The sequence below is a fragment of the Spiroplasma endosymbiont of Lariophagus distinguendus genome (genome assembly GCF_023846195.1).
In the GTDB taxonomy this organism is placed as follows: domain Bacteria; phylum Bacillota_I; class Bacilli_A; order Mycoplasmatales; family VBWQ01; genus Spiroplasma_E.
On sequence record NZ_JALMUW010000005.1, the window covers coordinates 1 to 20,984 of the forward strand.

General features: G+C 24.4%; 21 protein-coding genes. 12 read left to right on the forward strand and 9 right to left on the reverse strand.

What is annotated here, in order from left to right:
* Together M0D11_RS00890 and M0D11_RS00895 are read left to right on the forward strand one after the other, a co-directional pair.
* Positions 1 to 308: hypothetical protein (locus M0D11_RS00890; RefSeq protein WP_252319178.1), on the forward strand; the 308-nt coding region annotated here is incomplete at its 5' end.
* A gap of 118 nt (positions 309 to 426) precedes the next feature.
* Positions 427 to 1,137 carry a hypothetical protein gene (locus M0D11_RS00895; protein WP_252319180.1) on the forward strand — a complete coding sequence of 237 codons (711 nt, stop codon included), beginning with the start codon at positions 427 to 429 and terminating at the stop codon, positions 1,135 to 1,137.
* On the opposite strand, the gene M0D11_RS00900 is transcribed toward M0D11_RS00895, so the two are convergent.
* Entirely contained in the window at positions 1,134 to 1,754 is a 621-nt protein-coding gene (locus M0D11_RS00900) for an IS1595 family transposase (protein WP_252318950.1), read from the reverse strand. The two genes, M0D11_RS00895 and M0D11_RS00900, sit on opposite strands and share 4 nt — an antisense overlap.
* 221 nt (positions 1,755 to 1,975) lie before the next feature.
* On the opposite strand from M0D11_RS00900, the gene M0D11_RS00905 reads away from it, so the two are divergent.
* A complete protein-coding gene (locus M0D11_RS00905) occupies positions 1,976 to 2,329 on the forward strand; it encodes a hypothetical protein (RefSeq protein WP_252319182.1) in 354 nt (117 codons plus the stop codon).
* A gap of 201 nt (positions 2,330 to 2,530) precedes the next feature.
* Here M0D11_RS00905 and gatB read toward each other — a convergent pair whose 3' ends face one another.
* Genes gatB through ligA form a run of 4 tightly spaced genes read right to left on the reverse strand, consistent with a single transcriptional unit; the run spans position 2,531 to position 7,747 of the window.
* Entirely contained in the window at positions 2,531 to 3,970 is a 1,440-nt protein-coding gene (gene gatB, locus M0D11_RS00910; RefSeq protein WP_252319183.1) for an Asp-tRNA(Asn)/Glu-tRNA(Gln) amidotransferase subunit GatB, read from the reverse strand.
* Positions 3,963 to 5,435, reverse strand: a complete 1,473-nt coding sequence (locus tag M0D11_RS00915) for an amidase family protein (protein ID WP_252319184.1) — start codon at positions 5,433 to 5,435, stop codon at positions 3,963 to 3,965. Before M0D11_RS00915 ends, gatB begins: the two co-directional genes overlap by 8 nt.
* A complete protein-coding gene (gatC, locus tag M0D11_RS00920) occupies positions 5,425 to 5,739 on the reverse strand; it encodes an Asp-tRNA(Asn)/Glu-tRNA(Gln) amidotransferase subunit GatC (protein ID WP_252319185.1) in 315 nt (104 codons plus the stop codon). The genes M0D11_RS00915 and gatC overlap by 11 nt, the downstream gene beginning before the upstream one ends.
* Complete coding sequence (ligA, locus tag M0D11_RS00925) at positions 5,732 to 7,747, reverse strand: NAD-dependent DNA ligase LigA (RefSeq protein ID WP_252319186.1); 2,016 nt, start codon at positions 7,745 to 7,747, stop codon at positions 5,732 to 5,734. Before ligA ends, gatC begins: the two co-directional genes overlap by 8 nt.
* Before the next feature lie 345 nt (positions 7,748 to 8,092).
* On the opposite strand from ligA, the gene M0D11_RS00930 reads away from it, so the two are divergent.
* Complete coding sequence (locus M0D11_RS00930; RefSeq protein ID WP_252319187.1) at positions 8,093 to 8,329, forward strand: hypothetical protein; 237 nt, start codon at positions 8,093 to 8,095, stop codon at positions 8,327 to 8,329.
* 61 nt (positions 8,330 to 8,390) lie between these two features.
* On the opposite strand, the gene M0D11_RS00935 is transcribed toward M0D11_RS00930, so the two are convergent.
* Entirely contained in the window at positions 8,391 to 9,083 is a 693-nt protein-coding gene (locus M0D11_RS00935; protein ID WP_252319189.1) for a superoxide dismutase, read from the reverse strand.
* 185 nt (positions 9,084 to 9,268) lie between these two features.
* On the opposite strand from M0D11_RS00935, the gene M0D11_RS00940 reads away from it, so the two are divergent.
* The 5 genes from M0D11_RS00940 (at position 9,269) to M0D11_RS00960 (ending at position 14,553) form a co-directional block, all read left to right on the forward strand.
* Complete coding sequence (locus M0D11_RS00940) at positions 9,269 to 10,345, forward strand: CPBP family intramembrane glutamic endopeptidase (RefSeq protein ID WP_174480467.1); 1,077 nt, start codon at positions 9,269 to 9,271, stop codon at positions 10,343 to 10,345.
* 11 nt (positions 10,346 to 10,356) lie between these two features.
* Positions 10,357 to 11,286, forward strand: a complete 930-nt coding sequence (locus M0D11_RS00945) for an RluA family pseudouridine synthase (RefSeq protein WP_252319191.1) — start codon at positions 10,357 to 10,359, stop codon at positions 11,284 to 11,286.
* Positions 11,287 to 11,442: 156 nt separating this feature from the next.
* Complete coding sequence (locus M0D11_RS00950; RefSeq protein ID WP_252319193.1) at positions 11,443 to 13,356, forward strand: hypothetical protein; 1,914 nt, start codon at positions 11,443 to 11,445, stop codon at positions 13,354 to 13,356.
* A gap of 21 nt (positions 13,357 to 13,377) precedes the next feature.
* Positions 13,378 to 14,115: an Abi family protein gene (locus tag M0D11_RS00955; RefSeq protein WP_252319195.1), complete on the forward strand. Its 738-nt coding sequence runs from the start codon at positions 13,378 to 13,380 to the stop codon at positions 14,113 to 14,115.
* Between the two features lie 156 nt (positions 14,116 to 14,271).
* On the forward strand, positions 14,272 to 14,553 hold the full coding sequence (locus tag M0D11_RS00960; protein WP_252319197.1) for a hypothetical protein: 282 nt from the start codon (positions 14,272 to 14,274) through the stop codon (positions 14,551 to 14,553).
* Here M0D11_RS00960 and M0D11_RS00965 read toward each other — a convergent pair.
* Positions 14,543 to 15,013, reverse strand: coding sequence for a hypothetical protein (locus M0D11_RS00965; protein WP_252319199.1), 471 nt, complete (start codon positions 15,011 to 15,013; stop codon positions 14,543 to 14,545). The genes M0D11_RS00960 and M0D11_RS00965 overlap by 11 nt on opposite strands.
* 181 nt (positions 15,014 to 15,194) lie before the next feature.
* On the opposite strand from M0D11_RS00965, the gene M0D11_RS00970 reads away from it, so the two are divergent.
* Positions 15,195 to 15,815 (forward strand): IS1595 family transposase, encoded by a 621-nt coding sequence (locus M0D11_RS00970; RefSeq protein WP_252318950.1) that lies wholly within the window; start codon positions 15,195 to 15,197, stop codon positions 15,813 to 15,815.
* A 54-nt stretch (positions 15,816 to 15,869) separates the two neighbouring features.
* Here M0D11_RS00970 and M0D11_RS00975 read toward each other — a convergent pair whose 3' ends face one another.
* Together M0D11_RS00975 and M0D11_RS00980 are read right to left on the reverse strand one after the other, a co-directional pair.
* Complete coding sequence (locus M0D11_RS00975) at positions 15,870 to 16,487, reverse strand: hypothetical protein (RefSeq protein WP_252319200.1); 618 nt, start codon at positions 16,485 to 16,487, stop codon at positions 15,870 to 15,872.
* Between the two features lie 166 nt (positions 16,488 to 16,653).
* Positions 16,654 to 18,720: a hypothetical protein gene (locus tag M0D11_RS00980; protein WP_252319201.1), complete on the reverse strand. Its 2,067-nt coding sequence runs from the start codon at positions 18,718 to 18,720 to the stop codon at positions 16,654 to 16,656.
* Between the two features lie 126 nt (positions 18,721 to 18,846).
* Here M0D11_RS00980 and M0D11_RS00985 point away from each other — a divergent pair, with 126 nt between their 5' ends.
* Entirely contained in the window at positions 18,847 to 19,740 is an 894-nt protein-coding gene (locus M0D11_RS00985; RefSeq protein ID WP_252319202.1) for a thioredoxin domain-containing protein, read from the forward strand.
* 13 nt (positions 19,741 to 19,753) lie between these two features.
* Positions 19,754 to 20,908, forward strand: a complete 1,155-nt coding sequence (locus M0D11_RS00990) for a YitT family protein (protein ID WP_252319203.1) — start codon at positions 19,754 to 19,756, stop codon at positions 20,906 to 20,908.
* Positions 20,909 to 20,984: the final 76 nt, after the last annotated feature.

Sequence of the window (20,984 nt, forward strand, 5' to 3'; positions counted from 1 at the left end):
CCAACCACCAGGCAGATATATTTAACGTTAAAGATTTATCTAATGGTATTAATAACATTGAAACTAATATTTTTGAAAGACCAGAGGTACCTAAAACGCCCGAGATTATTGATATTATATTAGATATATCAGAAAATAAAACATTTTCTGATATTAATGATTTCTTTGATGTTGTTAATACTAAAATTGAGATACTTGAAAGACCAGAGGTACCTAAAACGCCCGAGATTATTGATATCATTTTAGACATGTTAGAAAATAAGATATTTTCTAATGTCAATGGTAAAGTAATTAGTAATAGTATTTAAAAGGAAAAAATATCAAAAGTATAAGTAAATTCTATTAATATTTAATAATTTACTAAATTAAGGAAAATTTATTTATTTAGTATTTAAAATAATAATTTTATGCAAAGGATGAAGAACAATGGACAATTATATTTATTTTTTTAGTAATAAATGAACACAATATAAAATAAAATGTTTGGATAAAAAAATACCAATTCTAAAAGAGAAATTTGATTCACTTAAAATTATTGAAGATTGAACAAATTCCTTAATCTTAGAATTAAATGATGAAATAAATAATTATTCATATAATTTTCAATTAACTACTTTAAAAGAGGTTTTTTTACCAAAAATACTTGAAGATTTTATTAATTTTAAAAAAAATAAAGATATTTTTCATTTATTATTAAATGAAAAATATTTAAAAAAAATAAAAGTATTAAATTTATTTATTAATAAACAAATTGAAAAAGATAATTTTTCTAAAAAACATTTAAAGAAAATTTTATTGAAAGTATTAAGATTTAGATCTTATTTTAATAGTAAATTGATAGAAACAGAAAGCGATTTACTAACTTTAAATAGTAAAATAAAACTTTTATGAAAAGAAATTTTTGATAGGGACATAAAATTTTTACAAAAACAACAGCAGAAGTTAAAACAAAAAAATATCTTGATAGAAAATCAAAAGACAAAATTAAAAGAAAATATTAAAGATATTAAAGATAAATTAGAAAAAGAATTAAAAGCTGATTATCAAAAGGCTTTTCTCCCTTTATGTACTATTTTTAAATTTTATCACATAAATGCTGAGAAAAGCCTATCTACGGACTTCTCCCCACATTTTTAAATCAAACATAGCATTACAATTTCAAAACTAGGTATCTTATTGAATTTATATGCAGCTTCTTTTGCATATAAATGAACATGATGTTTTGCAACTTTGATATGTGTTTTAAATGTTCTTCTTATATGTTTTCAAACTGATTCAATTTGGTTGGTATTTACACCAGTTTTTGAAACATAGCTATCTTGATGATTGACTGTTTCATGCTTAGTGAAAACCGATTTAAAATCGCAATATCCTTTTCAAAAATCAGTATGTACATGACACTTTGAAGAAATGTGGTTTCTTGCAAACTGCAAAAGATTTTTACTTTTTGCATTTTTCAATACTTTCACAATTAATTTATTGGTTGTTTTTTCATAAATACCAACAATCAAGGTTTTATTCACCAAGGATCTTCCTTGTTTTTTAAAACCCATATGTGAAAGATACATTTCATCCATTTGCACTATGCCCTCAACAATAAATTGTGATTCTTGTTTGGCAATACAAGTTCTGATTTTATGACCCATTCTTCAAGCAGTTTTCAAAGTTACCCCCAATTCTTTTGCAACATCAGTTGATGGAATTCCATGTTTGGTGTTTATTCATCTAAAGATGAGATAAAACCAAGATTTCAAAGGTATTTGTGACTTGTAAAAAATGGTGCCATGAAGAATACTAAATGTTTGATGACATTTCAAACATCTTATTCTTCTTAAATCAGAAGTATTCAAATTTGTTCAATAACACCTGATACATTTATTTTCCTTCAAACTTACTATATATTTCAAACAATCTTGTTCTGTTTGAAAAGTATTGTTGAACTCATTCAATTTCATTGTTTCCTCCACAAGTACATGTGGGGAGAAGTCCGTATCAAAATAATAAACTTACTAATTTTAAAGTTCTTTTAGAAATACCAAAAAAAGCAAATTTTAAAATAGCATCTTTAGAAAAACAAATTACTAATTTAGAAATTAAGCAATATGAATTACATGTTCAAATGCAAACATTACAACAAAAAAATAATGAATTACATGAAAAGATACAACAATTACAACAAAAAAATAATGAATCAAATTTGAATCAAAGAAATATTAATAATCAAACAATAACTATCCAATTAAATAAACCAGAATTGACAAATAAAACATTAGTTAATAATTTAACAATGTCATTACAATTTTTAAGACCAACAAGTAATTTTAATTAAAATTAAGAAAGTTACTTAAAAGAATAAAAATAAATATTTTATTAAAATATTCATTAATTGTTAATAAGACAAATGATGATTTAGTAATTAAAGGAAATTTAATTGAAAATATAGATTTTAAATAAAATATTAGTATATAAAATTGATAATAAAAATATTCAAAGTATAATATAAAAATTCATAATTAAAAATTGATTGAAACTAATTATAGTTTTCAATCAATTTTTTTAATATTTCTTTAGAAACTTGTGGATTTGCTTGTCCTTTAGTTAGTTTCATTAATTGACCCATAAAAAATTTCATTGCTTTTTCTGGATTGACTTTATAAATAGTAATCATGTTTTCATTTGCTTTTAAAATTGTGATTAATATTTTTTCTAAATCATTACTATCACTTACTAAAGTAATACCTAATGTTCTAATAAGATCGGTAGGGCTTTTTTCACTATTAATCATAATTGCATTTAATAACTGTTTACTTTGTTTATCATTAATTTTTTGCTCATAAACTAGACTAACTAATTGTGATAGATTATTAGCAGTAAGTTTGCTGTTTTTAATAGTAGTGTTATTAGTATTACAATAAGCTTGCACAGGACCTACTAAATAATTAAAGGTAGGTAATGCTAAATTATTAATGGCAACTGTTTGTTCAAAAATAGTTAATATTTCTACTTTGTCAATTAATAAATTAATATCTTTTGTTGGTAGATTGTATTGTTTTTTTAATCTTTCCATTATTTCTTTAGGCAATTCAGGAAGATTTTTAGCAATCATTTTGATTCATTTTTCGTCTAGTTGAATTGGAAAAATATTTGGTTCAGGAAAATATTTATAATCAATTTTATTTTCTTTGCTACGCATGCTAACGGTTTTATTAGTTTTTTCATCAAATCTTCTAGTTTCAAGATTAATTTTTTGTTTTTTATTTAAAATATTAGTTTGACGATTAATTTCATCATTTATTGCTAAAGTAATATTATGTGTAGAATTTAAGTTTTTAATTTCAACTTTGGTACCTAAAATATCACTACCATGTGGTTTTAACGATATATTAATATCACATCGTAATGAGCCTTCATTCATTTTAGCATCACTAACTTGTAAATGAATTAATAATTGACGTAGAGTATTAATATATGCTACTACTTGTTCACTTGTGTTAAAAATTGGTTTAGTAACAATTTCCAATAAGGGAATTCCCGCTCGATTATAGTCTAATAATGTTTTTTTATTATTATGAATTTGTTTTGCTGTATCTTCTTCAATATGTAAGCGTTCAAAACTAACAATAAATTCTTCATTATTTACAACTATTGGTAATTCACCATTTGTGCCAATTGGATGAAAAAATTGTGTGATTTGATAACCTTTAGGTAAATCGGGATAAAAATAACTTTTTCGATCAAAACGTAAGAGTGGATCAATATTCATTTTTAAAGCAGTACATGTTTGAATTGCCATTATAATAACAGCTTGATTAACTGTTGGTAATGTTCCTGGATATCCGCAATCAATGGCATTAATTTGAGTATTTGGTTTTTGACCAAAAGTATTGGCGGCGTTGGAAAAACATTTAGTTTTAGTTTTTAATTCACAGTGGATTTCAATACCCATTACAACATCATATTTATTATTCATGATCATCACCTAGTAGTTTATTATTAAAATTAATTTTTTTACTTAAAAATGAAGCAATATTCAATATAACTTGATCATTAAAAGGTGCACCATTAATATTAAAACCAATCGGTAAACCATTAACAGTAGTTAACGGAATATTAATGCTTGGTCCACCATTTAAATTAGAAAGTAGTAGTAAGTCTTCTAAATAATCATGTTCACTTTTAATAACTTTTTTCTGTTCTAATACATCTTTAATTTTTGGAGCTGGATTAATATTTGGCATAATAATGAAAGCATCATATTTTTTAAAGATAGTATTTAAATGTTCAACAATTAATCTTCTTACTTTTTTAGCTTTGTTAAATAATTCTTCTTGATGATTTTCAGATAAAGCATATGCACCAATAATGTATCTGCGTTTTACCATATCACCGAAACCAAATGTTCGTGAATTTGTCATAACTTCTTGATAATTTTTACCATTTTTACGAACACCAAAATTAATACCAGTTAGATTTGCGTGGCAACTAGTTGCTTCAGCAAAAGAAATAATCATATAGACTGGTAATAAAGATTGTAATAATTCTTTATTAAATTCAATTTGTTGAACTTTTGCACCACCATCAGTTAAATGCTTTATTGCTTCATCAAAACTAGATTTAACTATATCATTTCACTGATAATCATTATAATTTAAAATAGCAATATTTTTACCTTCTATATTTTGATTTAAGTTTTGAGTATAATCTTTTTCTTTACTTTGAACACTAGTAAAGTCTTGTTCATCAAATAAAGCAATACTATCCAAGACAATGGCAATATCTTCGACATGATTAGTAAATATACCAACTGTGTCTAAACTTGGAGCATAAGGAAAAACACCATTTCTTGAAATTAAACCATATGTTGGTTTAAAACCAACAATACCACAATAAGCGGCAGGTTTACGTATTGAATCACCAGTATCTGTTCCTAAAGCAAATGGTACAATTCCAGCAGCGACTAAAGCTGCACTGCCACTAGAACTACCACCAGTGATATGTTTTAAATTCCAAGGGTTTAAGACATGACCGGTAGCTGCATATAAACCATCTCCACCCATTCCTAGTTCATCAAGAGCAGTTTTAGCTATATTAATGGCTTTATTATTTGTTAATAACATATTAACAGTACTGTCATAATTAGGAATAAAATTAGCAAGAATTTTTGATGAACCTGTTGTTAAGAAATTAATAGTAGCAATATTATCTTTCATTACAAATGGAATTGCTGCTAATAAATTATCATTAATTTCTTGTTCAGTAATTGATTTTGTTTGTTTAATGGCATTTTGTTCCAGTGAAGTAACAACAGCATTTAATTTTTTGAATTGTTCTAATCGTTTGTATACTAATTTAGTTAATTGATCTGGAGTAAGTATTTTTGTTTTTAATAGTTCATGAAGTTGACGAATTGAAAGTTGGTGGTAATTAATTTTCATGATTAATCACCTGATTAATACTAATGTAATTATTTTCAACTTCTGGAGCAATATTTAAAACAGTTTTAGATGTTAAATGAGTTCCAACATTATCGGAACGTAATAAATTATTAATAATAGGAAATGGGTAATTTAAAGGTTCAATATCATTTGTATTAATATTTGTCACAATTTCCATTTGTTTTTCAATAGCTTTAAATTCTAGTAAAAGATTTTCACATTGTTCTTCGCTTAAATTGAACATAAGTTCGTTAGCAAATTCATGTAGCATTTTTGTTGTTATTTTCTTTTCAATTTTATCCATTTTTTGCTACCTCTTTCAATAAATTTTGTAATTGCTCTTCATTAATAATTTTAACATTAAGTTTGCGTGCTTGTGCTAATTTATTTCCTGGATTTTCTCCAACAATTAAATAAGAAGTATTATTACTAATAGTATTGGTAATTTTAGCACCATAGTTATTTAATAATTGAATGAATTCGTTACGACTTTTAGTTAAAGTTCCTGTTAAGACAAAAGTTTTACCATTCAATACTTGTGATTGGTTTTTTTGTAAATAATTAAAGTTAAGTTTAAAGTTTTGCAAGTTAGTAATTAGTTGTTGATTAGTAGGATTAAGGAAATAATCAATAACACTAGTAGCAATTGTTGGACCAATTTCATTAGTATTAGCTAGATCATCAAAGGTTGCTTCCATTAAGTTATTTAAAGTTAAATATTTTTTTGCAAGAATAATTGCTGTTTTTTGGCCAACATGACGAATTCCCAAACCGAATAAAAGTCTTTCTAAGGAATTTTGTTTTGATAGAATAATTGAATTAGCAAGATTAGTGAAAGATTTTTCACCAAAACGTGGTAATGATAGTATTTCTTTTCGTAAATTAACTAAATTGTAAATATCACTAATAGTTTTAATTCATTTTAAATCTAAAAAACGTAATAATATTTTTTCATTTAAACCAATAATATCCATAGCATTTCTTGAACAGAAGTGCATTAATGATTTAAGAATTCGTGATGGACAATCACTATTAATGCAAAATTGATCAACTTCTGGCGGAACTTGTTCCAATTTTGTTTTACACACTGGACAATGGATAGCTTTTTTAAAAATAATATTGTTTATTTGACGATTACTAATAATTGGGGCAATTACTTCTGGAATAATATCACCCGCTTTTTTAACACTTACTAAATCATTAATACGTAAATCACGATTAATAATATAATCACCATTATGAAGTGTGGCAAAAGTAACGGTAGTACCAGCAATTATCACTGGTTGTAATCTAGCATTATAGGTTATTTTTCCTGTTCTACCAACAGTTGGAAATATATCTAAAAGCTTAGTAACACTAGTAACAGCAGGAAATTTATAAGCTATTGCTCATTTTGGCGCCTTATTAGTTCTTCCTAACATATCATAACTGGTTAGATCATTAATTTTAATGACAATACCATCAATTTCATATGGTAATGTATTTCTTAACTTTTCATATTTCTGAATATAAGTTCATACTTCTTCAATATTTTTACATAACTGTCATTGTTCATTAATTTTGAAACCATATTTTTGTAAGGTAAATAATGCTTGTTCATGGGTTTTAATATTATCATTAGTAGCATTAATATAATAGTAAAGAAAACCATCTAATTTTCTTGAATTAACAATATTAATATCAAGTTGGCGAATAGTACCGGCTGCAGCATTGCGAGGATTAGCAAAGAGTGGTAAGTTTTGTTGTTGTTGTTTTTCATTAATGCGATTAAATTCTTCTTTACTTAAATATATTTCTCCTCTTACTTCTAATTTAGAATTAATTGGTATTGTTTTTGGTATTGTTTTAATTGTCAAAATATTATTGGTAATGTCTTCACCAGCAATACCATCACCTCTGGTAGCAGCAGTTTTTATTTTTCCTTTTTCATAAGTTATAGAAATTGATAGACCATCAATTTTTAGCTCACAAACATATTCAATGTTATTTTCTGATAATGTTTTTTTAATTTGTTGATCAAATTTTAGTAAATCTTCATAGTTAAAGGCATTACCCAAACTTAGCATTGGTTGTTGGTGAAAAATTTTTGTTAAAGAATTAAGTGGTTTATTACCAACAGTTTTAGTTGGAGAATCATTACTATTAAATTGGGGATATTGTTCTTCTAATTTTATTAATCTATGATAGGCGCTATCATAAAGTTCGTCACTAACAGTAGGTTTATCTAAAACATGATATTCATAATTTCATTGTTTAATTTGGTTTCTTAATTGTATTATTTCATTTTTAATATCATTATTTTTGTTACTCATATTACTTTCTCCCCTAATTGGTTTGTTAATAAGACATAATTAATTATAAATGAATTATTACTTTAATTGTAATATTGTTTTATAAAAGTATAATTTAGTAATGTAAATAAAATAAATAAATAATAATATACATTTTTTTTAAAAAAATGATTATAATAAAATTAGTATTAAAAAATAATGGCTAATTAAGTATTTAGTTTTTAAACTCCTGTTAAGTTTATTTTGACTTAAAGGTTTTTTTTATATAACTAGACACATTTTTTAATATTAACCTTTGATAAGTTTTAAGTATAGTATTAAAACTAAAAATAATTACTTTAATTTTATATGAGTTAGGAGTAAGTTATGAAAGATACATATGCATCTGTTCGTTTAGCACAAAAGCCAGAAAATGCTTTTGCTTGTCATCGATGTGGTAGGGTTATTTTAATTGCCGAATTTTTAGAAGCAAAAAATATTCAATTGAATTGTAATCGATGTGGTTTTAAAAAGCATGTTGAAAAAATTAAAATAGAAAAAAAAGCAGAAATTGAAAAAACTAGAATTGCTGCTATTTCTTCGAAAAATTCTTCTAAAAAATAATTTAGATTAGATTAATATTAATAATATTATAAAAAAAGAACTCAATTGAGTTCTTTTTTACTTATTTTTTAGTTTTTTCATTTAAATACTCTTGATAATTGTTATTTACTTGTTCTCAATTGATAACTTTTAATAATGCTTGTAAGTATTTCTCTTGTTCGTTTTTATATTGTAGATAATGTGCATGTTCTCATACATCAATAGCGATCAATGGATACATATTCAAGAATCATGGATTGTCTTGATTAAAAGTTTTGTATAGTCTTAATGTACCATTATTGTCAATTACTAATCATGCTCAACCACTTCCAAAAATATCTATGGCAGTTTTTGTTAAAGCAGCTTCAAATTTTTCATAAGATTCAAAGCGATTAATTATTGTTTTACCAATAGCTGATTTTTCATTAAAACCTTTATTTTTCCCCAATAGTGAAAAGAAAAGATTATGATTAATTACTCCCCCACCAAATTGTCGAATGCTACTTTGTAATTTTTTTACATTACAAGTTTCTTTATCCTCACATATATCTTCTAATTTACAATAATTACTTAATAAACGATTTAGTTCCCCTTTAGTTTCAAGATTATAATCAGAAAAAACTTTCGGATGTTTATCCATCACTAATTTTAAAGAAGTTAAATATTTCTTATGAAGTTCTTCATAATGATGTTTCATTGTTTCTTGTGAAATATAAGGTTCTAAAGCATCATAATTATATGGTAAATCGATAATATTAATCTTGTATTTAGGCATTCTTTTCTATCCTCCTTTTCTTTTTAAACTCTTCACATATAAATATTGCATTACATTATAATAAATTAATGTAAAATTACAAGTTTATTATATTACAAGATTTCTCACTATATGTTATACTAAAAATTAATATTAAATACTAATTTTACTAACAAAGGGTGAAAGTTTTCGTGCAGTACTTATACATGTTTAATAAAAAATCTAATCAAATTAATGTTTCTCACAACAATGATATCATACGTAGAATTAATGTAAACCAAACTGATAACATTAATAGTAATAATTTAGAAAAAAATGAACAAAAACAGTCATTTATTGATAAATTTACTTCAAAATCACTTAGTTGTGATGACACCAATAACTTTAATTTCAAAACAGCCAGTTGAACTCTAACAATAATTTATCTTATATCTTTTATTATAATTCCAATTCTTTATAGTTTAATCAAAACTTATGCTGTAAAAGATACTAGTCAAAGTTCATTTCTTAGTCTTTTTATTTTTAGTTTATTGCCAATTTTTGGGTTAGTTGTTTCACTTGGTATTGATTGAGAAACTATGATTAAAAAAGGTGGGTGGGCTGCTTATAGTCATAGTGTATTTGGTTTTATTAGTGTAGTATTTGTTCTTTTATTTTTTATTGCAACAAAAGTTATTAGTGGTAAAGATGATGATGTAACTTCGCTTGCTACTACATTTTTAATTCAACAATTATTTCAATTGTTAGGATCAATTTTAGTATTAATATTTTGTAGATCATTACGTGAGAGAATTATTACTACTTTAAAAGAAGCAAAATTAGATTTAATAACTTGAGTTACCATTTTTGCTGTTATTGGTACTATTTTAAATATTATTTTCAACATAATTCCTAAATTTAGTGAATTTAATATGTTAACAAGTAATAATACTTCAAAAAATCAAGATGTTTTAAACTTATTAATGAATAGTCCATATGGCATTTTTGTTTTAGTTCTTAGTACTATTTTTATTGCTCCAATTAATGAAGAAATATCATATCGTCATGGTACTTTTACCATTGTTCGTTATCGTTGGTTAGCATATGCTGCTTCATTAATTTATTTCCCATCAATGCATGTTATGGATAGTGGTGATTGAAATAATATTATTGGTTATTTAGGATTTAGTATTATATTACCCTTATTATTTATAATGACACGCGGTAATACTACATATACTATTGGTTTACATGCTTTTTCTAATCTAATTGCAACTATTTCTGGTTTTATTAATAAAAATTAAAAGGAGAAATTATGACTACCCTAACAATTACTGCCAATGATGCTGATCAAACTTTAATTAATTATTTAAAAAAAGTATTTAAAACACTACCACTGTCAAAAATTTATCGTTTATTTAGAACAAAAAAAATCAGAGTTAATAATAAAACTACTACTGATTTTAAATATCGCTTACAAGAAAATGATTTAGTAGTCATTTATGAAAGTAATTTAGTTGTTAACTATAAACCAGAAAAAATTACTAAAGAAGCACCAATTGAATTGTTTTATGAAGATGATAATTTTTTAATTGTTAATAAAGATCATAATATTGTTGTCCATCAACCATATGGTTCTTGCTTAGATAACATGGTAAAATATTATTTACAACAAAAATACCCGAAGAAGAAACGTGAGCAAACATTTAATATTAGTCATCAGTATCGTTTAGATAAACTAACTAAGGGTTTAATTATTTATCCGAAAAATAAAATGACACAAAATGCATTTCATAATGCTACCAAAAATGGTCAAATTATTAAAAAATATTTGGCTATTTGTTCTGGCCAATTAACTAAAAATTTAAATATTTCTGGTTATATTACTCATGATGAGTTAACAATGAAAATGAAATTTTCAATTGAACCAAGTGAACAAAGTAAAAGTTGTAGCACCATCTTTACACCAATATTTAATACTAAAGACTTTACTTTAGTTGAGTGTCAATTAGTTACTGGTAGAAAACATCAAATTCGTAGTACTTTACAATTTTTAAATTTACCAATTGTTGGTGACACTAAGTATGGGTCAACAATAGTTACTCCTAATAAAATTGCATTATTTGCTTATTATTTATCATTTAATGATTTAGAAGAACCATTTACTTATTTGAATGATCAAAATTTTATAATAAAAGATTTAAAAACAGATTTAATTAAACAGATTAAAAAAGAAAAATGATAAAATTAATCTATACTAATATATAGAATACATTTTTATTTTTTTGCTATTTTTTTTATTTTTAATAGTGATTAATAATATTGAACTTTTAATTTTGGGTTGTTAACATATTTAAGTAAAAAACAAAATTAGTTTTATTTATATAGATTGGGTGAAGTAATGACAACTAAAAAAGGTATTTTTAATACAATTGTTGGTGTTATCGTGACAATTGTTATCTCTATTTTACAGTTAACTTTTCTTTATGTTACTGGTTTAGCATACGGTGAAAAAATTAATGGTTTAATTCGTGTTATTATTTCTTTTTTGACTTACCTTAGTTTGACAGAAGGAGGACTTGGTTTAATTACCATTTTTTCTTTATATCGTCCTTTACAAAATGATGATTATGAAACCGTCAACGATATTATTAATACGACAAGAAAAAATTATCATCATTCAGGAAGAATATATTTAATTATTCTTGTCAGTGCTGGTTTTATTTTAGGATTAGCTAGTGTTCATTTACCAGAAATTGGTTTAGATATGGAAATTCCTTTTTGACAAGTAGCACTTATTATTATTTCTTTAGGATCACGTGAATTAATCTTTTTTTATTTTAGTGGTGCTTATCAAAATTTAATTCAAGCTGATCAAAAAGGTTATTTAAATCGTTTAATTTTTATTTTTTCAGAGATTATTATGTATATTTTACTAATGACGTTATTAGTTATTAGAAAATCTGATGGTAAACCAATAGATATGTATATTCCTTTTTTTGCTTATTTTGTTTGTGGTGTATTAAAAGCATTTGTTACTTTTATCGTTATTAAAATTGAATATCCATGATTACAACATAAAAAATGAACACAACAAAAAAGGATGCTAAAACAATCATGATGAGTAGCCCTGAATCGTTTACCTGACATGATTATTTCTAACATTGATATTATTTTAATTACTTTATTTTTATCACTGACAACAACATCAATTTACACTATTTATATTATTATTGCCACAACAATGCGCTCAATTGCTTTAATTTTAATTAGTTCTTTTTGCGAAGTTTTTGGATATTGAATTGCCAAAAGTGGACGAATTAGATGAACTGTGTATACTAAATTTGAGTTATATGCTTATATGATTGCTGGTTTTTTATTTATTAATCAATTTATTATTACTCAATATTTAGTGTCTGCTTTAAGTATTACAAATATTAATAATTCTGATGGTAATTTTGATTCTTCAAAAAATCTTTTTATTAATTTATTTTTGTCACAACCATGATTTATTTTACTTTTATCTTTAAAAAATACAATTCAAGTGGCAACCGAACCAGGAAAAGTTATTGTAAATGCTACTGTAAAATACAAAGAAACAATTTGAGGTTCATATATTCAATCAATAATAAATCTTGTTTTAGGTGTTATTTTGGGTTGAATACTATCAAATTTAGGTTGAAAACATCAAAGTTATCAATATTTATCATTAAGTTTATATATGATTCTTTTATCAAGTTGTATTGGTTGGGTTTATCGTTTAATTTCAATCTGAGTTTATGTTTGAAAACATTTGACGTATAATAGTGATTTACGTTTTATTATTCAAAATACTTTAGTTTTAATTATTCCAATTTTAGCAGTAACATTATTTGGATGCCTTTATTTCTTTGACAAATATCCACCAACATATAATTTCACAGATTATAGTTTTGTATTACGAGTTATCGGTTATTCATTATTGTATTCATCAATTTTAATTTTTGGTTTAGCAATGACTATTAATTTTCGTCAGTTTTGATCAATTTTTAATTTTAAGAAATTCTTTACTAATTTATTTTCACGTAAACGTAAGCAAAAAGCATTTATGAATCAAGAAGTACAAGAATTTTTTAAAGATAGTAATAAACCCAAAAATAACTTTACTAATAAAACATTTGATTGAACTGCTACTTATCAAAGTACCAATATGAACGTTGATGACTTTATTGAACAAGAGTTGTTACAAAGAAAAAAAGAAGTAGATATTAAAAGTGAAACAAAAGAATCTGAAAATTCTTCTATTCGTGTTGGTATTTATAAAATTAGAGGTTAGTTTATTTAAGGAGTGAATTACATGTTATTAAATAAAGAATGATTTGCAGAAAATATTGTTGAAGAAAAATATTTAGAATTATTAAAGCGTAATTATCCTCAACATCAACTTAAAGATTTATTATTAATAAACATTGATTTACGTTTATTGTATTTAAAACATATTTTAATGATTGAAAATTCTTTAAAAAATGCTTTATTACATCAACTTTTTAATGATAATGTTCAAAATTTAGATAATGCTACTTTTCTTAATCCAGAACACCTAGCTCAAATGAAAACAGCTTTACGTTTGATTCGTGCTGGTTATAATAAATATAATAGAAGTGGTGTTTTAAAATCACGAACAATACGCAGTTTAATAGAAGTTATGTCATTTGAATGAACAATGAAATTATTACAAACTTTAAATGATAAAAGTATCGCTAAGATTGCTCATTATTTTGGTATCAAAGAATTTAATGATAGTAAAATTTTATTAGAACAGTTAGAGTATATTAAAAATGTTCGTAATTATTTATCACATAATTTTAAAGTATTAGCAATTCAATTTAAGTATAAAGAACGGTTCGCTTATTATGAACAAACTTTAAATGCCAATAATGATCATCATTATTTGCACTTATTAATTACTCGTTTTTCTAGTAAAAACCAATTACTAGTGCCATTTAATGTTGATTATGAAAATTTATTTGATAGTTATGATGTTAAAATTCATGATTGTGTTAAGGAAGATAATCAAAGTATAATCCATACTTAGTATAGAAAAATTATTAAATTTTAGTAGATTTAATTTAATAAGTATATTATAATGATATCAATTAATTACTAGTGTAAAATAAACCATTGTCATTTTTTAAATGACAATGGTTTATTTTATTTAGAATTAATGAAACTTGAAGAAAGTAGGAAAAAAATGAAATCAGAGTATAATGAAAAAAAAGATTTAAATATTACAGAATTAAAACGACTTGATTTATTAAAAGAGTTATTTCCCGAAGAAATTATTAGTAAAAAAAATCTTTTTCAGATAATGAATCATTTTTATAAAAACTTAGAAGTAAAATATAAAGGTATATCTAATTATTTTGCTCCAACTATTGAAAAAACTGAAAATAGTATATTACTTAATACAATTTTTAATTGGTGGTTGGCCCTAATTACTGGACCACTTTCATACTTTTTTTCTAAATTTTAATTTGTAAAATTGGTGGTTTTAGAAATTTAGAATGTATTCTTTCATAATTATAAAACATAACATATTGATTTACATCATTTATAGCTTCATTGATTGTTAAATATTGGTTTGAACCTTTGGGTAATCATTCTTGAGATAAATGTGAGAATCAGTTTTCTGATAGAACATTACCGCCAATATCATAAGGTTGCTTTTTGCTTAAGATTATTTGTTTGTCAATAGTTCAGTTGGATATGTCTTGGCAATAAAATTCAGCAGCATTATCTGAATGTAAAATAACGCTTTTGATTTGTTTTAAAGAAAATTGTTGTGTTATTTTTTCAAGAGCAGGTTTTATTAAATCTTTATATGATTTATTAGAAGCAGTATTATAACTAACAACATTATTTGAATAAAAATCAATAACGGACTTCTCCCCACATGTACTTGTGGAGGAAACAATGAAATTGAATGAGTTCAACAATACTTTTCAAACAGAACAAGATTGTTTGAAATATATAGTAAGTTTGAAGGAAAATAAATGTATCAGGTGTTATTGAACAAATTTGAATACTTCTGATTTAAGAAGAATAAGATGTTTGAAATGTCATCAAACATTTAGTATTCTTCATGGCACCATTTTTTACAAGTCACAAATACCTTTGAAATCTTGGTTTTATCTCATCTTTAGATGAATAAACACCAAACATGGAATTCCATCAACTGATGTTGCAAAAGAATTGGGGGTAACTTTGAAAACTGCTTGAAGAATGGGTCATAAAATCAGAACTTGTATTGCCAAACAAGAATCACAATTTATTGTTGAGGGCATAGTGCAAATGGATGAAATGTATCTTTCACATATGGGTTTTAAAAAACAAGGAAGATCCTTGGTGAATAAAACCTTGATTGTTGGTATTTATGAAAAAACAACCAATAAATTAATTGTGAAAGTATTGAAAAATGCAAAAAGTAAAAATCTTTTGCAGTTTGCAAGAAACCACATTTCTTCAAAGTGTCATGTACATACTGATTTTTGAAAAGGATATTGCGATTTTAAATCGGTTTTCACTAAGCATGAAACAGTCAATCATCAAGATAGCTATGTTTCAAAAACTGGTGTAAATACCAACCAAATTGAATCAGTTTGAAAACATATAAGAAGAACATTTAAAACACATATCAAAGTTGCAAAACATCATGTTCATTTATATGCAAAAGAAGCTGCATATAAATTCAATAAGATACCTAGTTTTGAAATTGTAATGCTATGTTTGATTTAAAAATGTGGGGAGAAGTCCGTAGATAGGCTTTTCTCAGCATTTATGTGATAAAATTTAAAAATAGTACATAAAGGGAGAAAAGCCATCAATAATTACCAAAAGGTATAATCAGCCTTCTTTAGTATTGATTTGTTTAGTATCCATTGATCAAATTTGATTAGAAGAAGTTGTGATTTTATAATTTTTGTTGACTTTATCCATTGTAGGTATTCATTTATGTGCAGTCTTTTTATTTTTACTATTATTATTTTTAGTTTGTTTTAAACCTTGGATGTTGTGATCTTTCATAATTTTTCGCATTTGTTTTGTTGATAATTCTATATTTAAGTGAATGTTTTTTTCTTGTTTTAATCATTCTTTAAATGCTGAAAAAATTCGTAAATATCCATAAATTCTACCTTTTCTTGTAGAATGAAATTCAATTAAAAATTTGCATAATTTTTGATATTTATGGTTACAATGATCAAGGTGATTTATTTCTTTTTTAATAGGTTTTTGTTTGTTTTTTAAAAAGTAATATGTTGATCTGTTTAATTGAAGATATTGAGAAAGATGTCTAATCGAATATTGATTCTTGCAATGATCAATAATTTTAATTTTTTGATTAATATTTAATTTTCTAATAAATAATTCTATTTGTTTAATTTTATCCATTAATAAAAATCCTTTCATGTCAAAATTAGTGTTAATTATATAACACAATTGTTTTTCGAATACATTCAGGTTTTTTAAATTAATGGTCTAGTAAAAAGGGCTAAGTGCCAAGTGCCTAAGTGCCAAGTGCCTAAGTGCCCCATTCCACATAATTCCAAAAAAATAAAAGAGCAGTTATTTTTTATTAATTCACATTTGTCTTTGTGTTAGATTGCTTTTTTTTGAATTGTTGTTTTAAGTATCAATCATAAATAATAGCAATAATAGTTAAAATGAAACCAATACTAAGAAAACCAGAAATAATATAACCTAAAGTATTACCACGCGCTTCATTAATTGTTCAATTAACTGATAAATTTCTTAGATTATTAATTTCTGTTGCATTCATATTTTCTAGTTCCTTAGAAGTATAATTAAGTTTTAAAGCAGCATTTCATAATTTTATACCAGTATCAGTAGTTCAAAATTCAATAATAGGTAAATTATTACCATGATAAATAGTAAAATATTGTCAGTTGCTAATATTATTTCAATTAACAGTTTGTAGTAAATATACATTATTATTGCTTTTGGCATTTAATTTAAAAGTAGTTTTTGGTTTTAATGTTCATAAATTCATTTTATTCATAGTAGTACTATCAATAGTAATAATATTTACAAATTGAATAGTATTATCATAGTTAAAATTAATTGTAAAACCGTCATTAGTATTAGTGCTATTAATATCATATAAATTATTATTTACTATTCCAACATATTTAATATTAGTATTAGTACTATTATCTAGTGTTGGCAAAATATTTTGATTATATATTAATACATGGTAAGTTATTATTTCATCTTTAAATTTAATATTAATTTCAGAATTACTATTAATAATAGTTGTAATACTATTATTAATATTTGGTAATAATGGTTGATTATCATTAATAGTAATATCTTTTAGTTCATCATTAGTTACATTTAAAATTAGATTATTATTACTAATTCAATTATTAGTACGATTAACTGCAGTAAGTTTATCTTTATCAATATATGAATTAATAAAATTAGTCAATTGTTCATCTTTAGTTTTAGTAAATTTAATAGTATTAATTCGACTTCAATTGTTATTTTTACTATCACTTAGTAATAATTTACTTGTATTATTATTAATAAAACCAAGATTATCATTTATTCTTTGGAAATTGGCACAATAACCAATTTTAGTAAAAGCACCTAATTCATTTACAAAATAGCCAATTTCTTGTTCATCAATAAAAATACCTAAACCATCATGAAGTAAAATGAAATTACTCATATAATGTTCATTAATTTTTGTAAGTTTAATATCATTACTATCAGTAATGCTTAAATGATAAGGTTGTCCAAAAAATTTGGAGCTATTTTTGAGATTTACATTTAAAATTCCTTGATTGTTACCAGTCTTGCTAAAAAAAACAGTAGTAGTACTAAACAGTGGCTTCTTATTAATAATTAATGGTTTTGTTGTAGCATTACCATTATCTTCTATTGTTAAATAAAATAATTGACCATTAACATCACGAATAATGCCACCATTATTATTAATGGCAACAAAAGAATTTAATAGTATTGGATTAGGAACATTCATATTAATTGGCTTGATATTACCATCAACTTTTAGAATATAAGAATTTTGATCACCACCAACAAAAACACCAAAAGTAGCATTTATAGTAGTAAAACTAGTTTTACCTTTTCCATAATGATAGGGAGTAACTAAGTTAGTTACTTTTCCGTCTGTATTAATTAAGTCAGCACCAATATCGGTACTAACGATATTATTACCAAAGTTAGTAAAAGTATGATTTGGAGTTTCAATGGCAGTAGCATCATCACTAATACCATTTTTAGTCATTAAAAATGAATTATTAATAAAATTAGTATCATCACTTTTATGAAAATTATTTAAAGTAGCAATTCCTAAGTTATCATCAAATCTAATAAAATTATTAATTTGTAAGTCTAAATTATTATATGTGCCATCCTTATTTAATAAATAAGATTGTGCTTGTGAATTTGTAAAAATACCAGCAATAGAATTAGTTGAATCATTTTCATTTCAATTATAAAAATTTCCACTTTCAAAAGCTAAGGTTAAACTTTGTTCATTTAGGATAGTATTTTCTGATTTTATTTCTTTATGATGATAATTATTTATTTTCACTTGGCTTAAATTAGTAAAAGCGGCTAGTGAAATAGTAACTAGTGTATATAAAATTTTAAACATATTATCAATTCCTTTAATATAAACTAATATTAATTATAAAGATTTTGAAGATAGTGTATAGCAAAATAATAAAAATAAGTTACAATTTATATATGATATTTTTTAAATTAAGGAATGATTATAATTATGAAAAAAATTTTAACATTAATGGGTACTATTGCTTTTGGTAGTGGAATAGTAACGCCAGTTTTAGCTTGTTCTGATCAACAACAAGATAGTATTTTAAAAGCAATTACTAATGGTAATGGTAATTATAATGGTTGAGAATCAACTTTATCAAAAGTTGGTATTAAAAAACCAGTGGGTGTTCCTATTGATGGTCAAAGACCTGAAAAAGAACAAGTTATTGAAAATAAAGCATTAGAAAACAGTCTTGCACAAGCACTTGCCAAATTAATTTTAGATAAAGCAAATATTAAAGAACCAACTTGATTTGATAGTCATTTAGAAGTAGGTACTAAATGTTATTATTTTACGATTGATAATGGTAAAATAGATGAATCAACAAAAGCAAGAACTTGAAATGTTGATACTTCAACTGGTAGAATTAGTATTAATATTACTTATCAAGTTGGAGTAGTAAATAATGATAAAAGTTTTAAAGTTGAACAATACATAAAAAAAACTTTTAATATAAAATGTTCTTATACACAAAGCGATTACATAGTTTATAGTTGTGTTAGTGATGTTACTAAATTATCAGAACAAATAGTACCAATTAGTGTTGATGAAGAAACTAAACCTGATATTGATAAAACATATGCTGATTTTTCTCAAAAAACTAAAACTTTAGTTCAAGAAGGAATAAGTTTAGCATTAAATAATAATCCTTATGTTAATTCTGTTAATATTAATATCAAAGGAATTGATGGTCAAAAAGTTACAAGCTCTGGTCCTAATAAATTAGAACTTAAAGTTAATTTTGTGATTAGTTTTCAAGATTCATTAATTGACATGTCTTTACCTTCGCCTTATGATGATAGTAATTATGTTCCAACAATACTTCAATTTAATAGTTAAAAAGGAGTTTAATATGTCCAATAATTCAGAAGCAAAAAATAAAGATAAAGAGCCACCGTTAATTGTTGATGCCTTTACTTTTAAAAATATTGGTGTTAAACAAGAGATCCATTCTTCATGAAAAAACTTTAATTGAAAAATAACTTCTAAAAATTTATTATTAATTTTTATTGGTGCTTTTTTAACAACTGTTTCCTTTTTTTATTTTATTAATCGTGCTGGTTTATATACTAATGGTTTATCAGCTTTTGCACAATTAATAGCTAAATTTATTGCCTTATCTTATAATGGCAGTATTACTGAACAAGAAACAACGCAAGCATTTTGATTTTATCCAGTATATTTTCTTATTAATGGTCCTATCATTATTTGAGGATTATTCAAGGTTGGATTTCGTTTTACTCTTTATACTATCATTTATTTGTTATTTCAAAATGGAATTAACTTTTTGTTAACAGCAATTGATGCTCTTAAAAATTTTCAAGTTTTAGGTAATGAGCCATTAAAAGGTACTACAGATTATTGGCACTTAGTTTTACCACGTACTTTTATTTTTGCTGCTTTAGGTGGATTAATTTATGGTGCTGGTATTGGTATTTTATTTAAAACTGGTGGATCTAGTGGTGGTATGGATTTTATTAGTACTTATATTTCTATGAAACGTAAATATTCAATTGCTACTATTATTAGAAATACTAATATTATTATTGTTGTTATTGTTTTAATTATTGATGGAACTTTTTTACAGAAAACTAGTCTTGTTGATAATTTTTTAGTTAGACCTTATTTTATGTCAACGCTTGTTTATATTTATGTAGCAGCTTTTGTTATGAATAGAGTTTATCCAAAATATATGTTGATGAGTGTCTTTATTATTTCTAATGAATTAGAGCAAATCCGTAATGATATTTATCGAAATAATTATTTACGTGGTGGTAATGTTTGAAACGTGAAAGGTTTGTATTCAGGTAATGAATATAAAATGATGATGACAACAATGTCATTATTAGAATATAATTTTTTTAAAACAAAAATAGTTCGAATCGATCCTAAAGTTTTTATGGTAGCAGTTCCTGCAAAATATATGCATGGTGGTAATGCAGGTAAACCTCCACAAAATGCACCTGTTAATATTACTGAAATTAATGATTTTTTAGAAAAAAACTAATAATATATATGTTATAATGTAATTAGTTTTATAATAGTAGGTTTTTAGACTTTTAAATAGATTATTACATCTATAG